This window comes from Haliea sp., from assembly GCF_040222615.1.
Classification (GTDB): Bacteria; Pseudomonadota; Gammaproteobacteria; order Pseudomonadales; family Halieaceae; genus Haliea.
Genome location: NZ_JAVKCQ010000220.1, coordinates 1 through 4,938, shown reverse-complemented (window position 1 = coordinate 4,938; position 4,938 = coordinate 1). Strand labels below are relative to the sequence as shown.

The window sequence follows — 4,938 nt, the reverse complement described above, 5'->3', positions numbered from 1 at the left end:
GCCAAATCTACCCCAACTCGACTAATCTTCATCGCGGGTTCCTCCTCCTCGCTGGTGACTGTTGGACAGCACACTCAGTGTGGCACTTGATGCCGAAAGTGGGTGAGGAGGAGTCCATCCCATTGTTAATTGGGTAGAGCCCCCACACATACCCCCATTTTTGGGGTATGTTGCCGGATACCCCCGGACTGGTATGGAATGAGTATAGACAAAAAAGCCCTGATTTACAGGGCTTTGCGGACGTTTGCGGATGGTGTTGGATGGGTAATTGGTCGGGACGGCAGGATTTGAACCTGCGACCACCACACCCCCAGTGTGGTGCGCTACCAGGCTGCGCTACGCCCCGAGAAGTCGCGAATGCGAGGCCGGCATTATACTGAATAGGCCCCTGATGACAAGCCTATTTGCCCGGAGCGAGCACCTTCAGCACATCTTCCAGCTCTTCGATGGTCTCCTTGATCACTGCCTGCATGTCCAGCTGCTGGGGAGCGGACTCCTCCGTGGTCATACGCTGCCGGGCGCCACCGATGGTGTAGCCCTGATCGTACAACAGGGTGCGGATCTGGCGGATGGTCAGGACATCTTCACGCTGGTAGTAACGGCGATTGCCGCGCCGCTTGACCGGCTTCAACTGGGGGAATTCCTGCTCCCAGTAACGCAGGACATGCGGCTTGACCGCACACAGCTCGCTGACCTCACCTATAGTGAAGTAGCGTTTGCCCGGAATCGCGGGCAGCTCGTTATTGTGACTCGGTTCCAGCATACTCTTCTACCCGTGCCTTCAGCTTCTGCCCCGGACGAAAGGTTACCACCCGCCGTGCAGAGATTGGAATTTCTTCCCCGGTCTTGGGGTTGCGACCGGGGCGCTGGCTCTTGTCTCGCAGGTCAAAGTTGCCGAAGCCGGAAAGCTTGACCTGCTCATTGCCCTCGAGGCTGGCGCGAATCTCCTCGAAAAACAGCTCAACAATCTCCTTGGCTTCCCGCTTGTTGAGCCCGAGCTCTTCAAACAGGCGCTCGGCCATTTCGGATTTGGTGAGGGCAGTCATCGTCTTTACAGCGCCTGGTTCCTGAGCTCAGCGTTATAGTTTTTTTCCAAGGAATCAATGACTTGATTCATGGCCTCATTCACAACATCGTCGCTAAGAGTGCGCGATTGATCCCGGAAAGTCAAACCAAATGCAAGGCTTTTTCGTTTAGGATCAATGCCTTTCCCTTCATAGACATCAAATAACCTTAACTCACGCAGGTAAACTCCTGCCACAGCTTTAACATTCTCCATCAGCGTGGCCGCGGGGACAGCTTTATCCACCAACACCGCCAAATCCCGGCGAACCTCGGGGAATCGTGACAATTCCGCAAATGCAGGCAGCACGCCTTCCAGCAACGCATCGAGATCCATTTCGCAGGCCAGCACGGGGCCATTGATATCCAGAGCCGCCAAAACGGCGGGATGCAGGGCACCGATACGACCCACCACCTGCCCCGTTCGGGTTATCTCCGCAGTCTGCCCCGGGTGCAGGGCGGGGTGCTCGGCGGCGCGGAACGCAAACTCGCCCTGGCAACGCCCCAGCCCGAGCAGGCTCTCCAGATCACCCTTGAGATCGTAGAAATCCGCGGCCGCCGAAGCCACGGACCAGGACTCCGCAAACCGCGGGCCACTGATGATCATGCCCAGGGTGGGCACCTGCCGCAGTTCCGCCAGGCCTGTTCCCCGGGCGCCGGGGACAAAGCGCAGGCCGGTCTCGAACAGGCGCACCCGGTTCTGCTGGCGGTGCGCGCTACGCTGCACGGCGCTGGCCAGGCCGGGTACCAGACTGCTGCGCATCACCGCCATTTCAGCGGAGATCGGGTTTTCCAGCGCTACCGGTTCCACTGCGGGATCAAACAGCTGCTGCAGCTTCGGGTCGATAAAGCTGTAGGTGATCGCCTCCCGGAAACCGCGGGCACTGAGGTGGCGGCGCAGGCTGCGCAGCGACAGACTCGCCTCGGGCTTGGGTGGAATGACGAGATCGGCCTGGATATGGCTTACCGGCAGGCGGTTGTAGCCGTATACCCGCGCCAGCTCTTCCAGCAGGTCTGCTTCGATCGCGAGATCGAAACGCCAGCTGGGGACACCGCACAGCCAGCCCTCGGCAGTTGCGGTGACACCGAGACCCAGTCCCGACAGGATCCGCTCCACATCGGTATCCGCCAGGTCAAAACCCAGCAGACGGGGAATGCGGGCGCGGCGCAGCGCGACGTCCGCGCGCACCGGCAGTTGCGCCTCGTCCACGGCCTCGATGACCGGACCGGGCTCGCCGCCCACGATGTCCAGCAACAGGCGGGTCGCCCGCTCCAGGGCTTCGCGCTGCAGCCGGAAATCCACCCCGCGCTCGAAGCGGTGGGAGGAATCCGTGTGCAGGCCATAGCTGCGGGCCTGGCCGGCAAGACCACCCGGCGCAAAGAACGCGGACTCCAGGAACAGGTGACGGCTGCCCTCGTCCACCGCGGTCGGGTCACCGCCCATGATCCCCGCCATGGCCACCGGGCCGCTGTGGTCAGCGATCACCAGGGTGTCGTCACGCAGCTCAACCGTCTGGCCATCCAGCAGGGCGAGACTTTCGCCCGCTTTGGCTGTGCGGACCACGATGCCCCCCTGCAGCCGGTCCAGGTCGAAGGCGTGCATGGGCTGGCCCAGCTCCAGCAGGATGTAGTTGGTGACATCCACCACCGCGTCAATACTGCGCAACCCGCAGCGGCGCAGCTTCTCCTGCAGCCACAGCGGTGACGGGCGCGAAATGTCGACATTGCGGATAACCCTGCCGACATAGCGCGGACAACGCTCCGGCGCTTCCAGCTGCACGGGCAAAGTGTCCTCGAGGACCGCGGACACGGGTTCACAGCTGACCGCCTTGACCGGCAGTCCGTTCAGCAGACCCACTTCCCGGGCAATGCCGGCAATGCCCAGACAGTCCGCCCGGTTCGGCGTCAGGCCTATTTCAATCAACTGATCGTCCAGCTGGAGATACTCGCGCAGATCGCTGCCCACGGGCGCGTCGGCGGGCAATTCCATCAGGCCGGCACTGGCATCGGAGAGGCCCAGCTCGGCCTCCGCGCAGAGCATGCCCTGGGATTCGACGCCGCGCAGCTTGGCCTTCTTGATCTTGAAATCGCCGGGCAACACAGCACCGATGCGAGCCAGCGGTGCCCTCAGCCCGACCCGGGCGTTGGGCGCACCGCAGACGATCTGTACCGTTTCGCCGCCGACGTTGACCGTACATACGCGCAGCTTGTCCGCATCCGGGTGCTGCTCGGCCTGGATAATCTCCGCCACCACCACGCCGCTGAAGATTCCGGCCACCGGCTCCAGGGCATCGACTTCCAGCCCGGCCATGGTGATCTGGTGGGCCAGTTCGTCGCTGGACAGCGGCGGATTAACCCACTCACGCAGCCATTGTTCGCTGATTTTCACTGATTGATTCTCCGTGGTCTGCTAGAACTGCTCGAGGAAGCGCAGGTCGTTTTCAAAGAACAGGCGCAGGTCGTTGACGCCGTAGCGCAGCATTGCCAGCCGCTCCACCCCCATACCGAAGGCAAAGCCGGTGTAGCGCTCGGCGTCGATGCCGGAGGTCTCCAGCACCCGCGGGTGCACCATCCCGCAGCCCATGACCTCCAGCCAGCCGGTCTGGCTGCACACCCGACAGCCGGCGCCGCCGCAGTTCACGCACTGGATGTCCACTTCCGCGGAGGGTTCGGTGAAGGGGAAGTAGGATGGCCGGAAGCGCACCGCCAGATCCTTCTCAAAGAACACCCGCAGGAAGTCCTCGATCAGGCCTTTCAGGTCCGCAAAGCTGGAGCGTTCGTCTACCAGCAGTCCCTCCACCTGATGGAACATGGGGGTGTGGGTCAGGTCAGAGTCGCAGCGATACACCCGCCCCGGGCAGATCACCCGCAGCGGCGGTTTGTTGTTTTCCATCACCCGAACCTGCACCGGCGAGGTATGGGTACGCAGCACCGTGGTCGGATCCACATAGAAGGTGTCGTGCATGGCCCGCGCCGGATGGTGGGCGGGAATGTTAAGCGCCTCGAAGTTGTGGTAGTCGTCCTCTATCTCGGGACCTTCCACCACCTCGAAGCCCACGGCGCCGAAGAAATCCTCCATGCGCTCAATGGTCCGGGTTACGGGGTGGATGCCACCGGTACTCTGACCGCGGCCCGGCAGGGTGACATCGAGTGTCTCCCGCGCCAGCTTTTCAGCCACAGCCGACGCTTCCAGCACCGCCTTGCGCTCCGCAATGAGATCCTGCAGCTCCTGCTTGGCCACGTTGATCAGGGCGCCCGCCGCCGGACGCTCTTCGGCGGACAACTTGCCGAGGCCCTTGAGCAGCTCGGTAACGCGGCCTTTCTTGCCCAGGAAGTCTACCCGCAGCTGTTCCAGCGCGGCGCTGTCGGTGGCGGCGGCAATCGCGGCCCTGGCTTCCTCGGTGAGGGGTTTCAGGTTTTCCATCTGTTCCTTCCGCTGTCAGTGTCTTGACGAACCGGTCCTGCGTGGCACCGTGTCCGTGCAACCTTGAATCATCGTTCTTAAGCCGCCCCGAGCGGCCCGGGAGAGGGTGCCGGGACACGCCGTGAACCCGTCCATGGGGGCTTGTGTTGCGGATCGCCGCCCGCGACATCCATGTCTCACACAGTCCCGGCACCCTCTCCCTGCCCCCTCGGGGCTCCGTTCTGTGCCACATCCGCTACCGGTCGACCTTACCAGCCGCCACTGCCGCGAACTCCGTGCCAGACCCACCACCCTCAGCAATGTTTGTTTGGTGCCTGTTCCGCGCACAGAAGGTAGTCCGGGGCGTGCTGGCAGGGCCGCTCCGGACACGCCGTGAACCCACACCCGATAACGCGGGGTGGGCTCTCCATGGGGGCTCGGAGGCGACATCCATGTCGCCTACGGTCCGGCGC

The 4,938-nt window shown here is 62.9% G+C and carries 4 protein-coding genes and 1 tRNA gene; all 5 read right to left on the bottom strand.

Annotation, left to right across the window (positions count from 1 at the left end):
- Window positions 1-269 precede the first annotated feature (269 nt).
- The 5 genes from RJQ10_RS17570 to pheS all read right to left on the bottom strand — a co-directional run bounded on the left by RJQ10_RS17570 (window position 270) and on the right by pheS (window position 4,486).
- A tRNA-Pro gene (locus RJQ10_RS17570) sits at window positions 270-346 on the bottom strand.
- Between the two features lie 54 nt (window positions 347-400).
- A complete protein-coding gene (locus tag RJQ10_RS17565; protein WP_350148683.1) occupies window positions 401-763 on the bottom strand; it encodes a MerR family transcriptional regulator in 363 nt (120 codons plus the stop codon).
- Complete coding sequence (ihfA, locus tag RJQ10_RS17560) at window positions 741-1,046, bottom strand: integration host factor subunit alpha (protein ID WP_101521943.1); 306 nt, start codon at window positions 1,044-1,046, stop codon at window positions 741-743. The genes RJQ10_RS17565 and ihfA overlap by 23 nt, the downstream gene beginning before the upstream one ends.
- 5 nt (window positions 1,047-1,051) lie before the next feature.
- On the bottom strand, window positions 1,052-3,451 hold the full coding sequence (gene pheT, locus RJQ10_RS17555) for a phenylalanine--tRNA ligase subunit beta (RefSeq protein ID WP_350148682.1): 2,400 nt from the start codon (window positions 3,449-3,451) through the stop codon (window positions 1,052-1,054).
- A 21-nt stretch (window positions 3,452-3,472) separates the two neighbouring features.
- Window positions 3,473-4,486: a phenylalanine--tRNA ligase subunit alpha gene (gene pheS / locus RJQ10_RS17550; protein WP_350148681.1), complete on the bottom strand. Its 1,014-nt coding sequence runs from the start codon at window positions 4,484-4,486 to the stop codon at window positions 3,473-3,475.
- Window positions 4,487-4,938 lie beyond the last annotated feature (452 nt).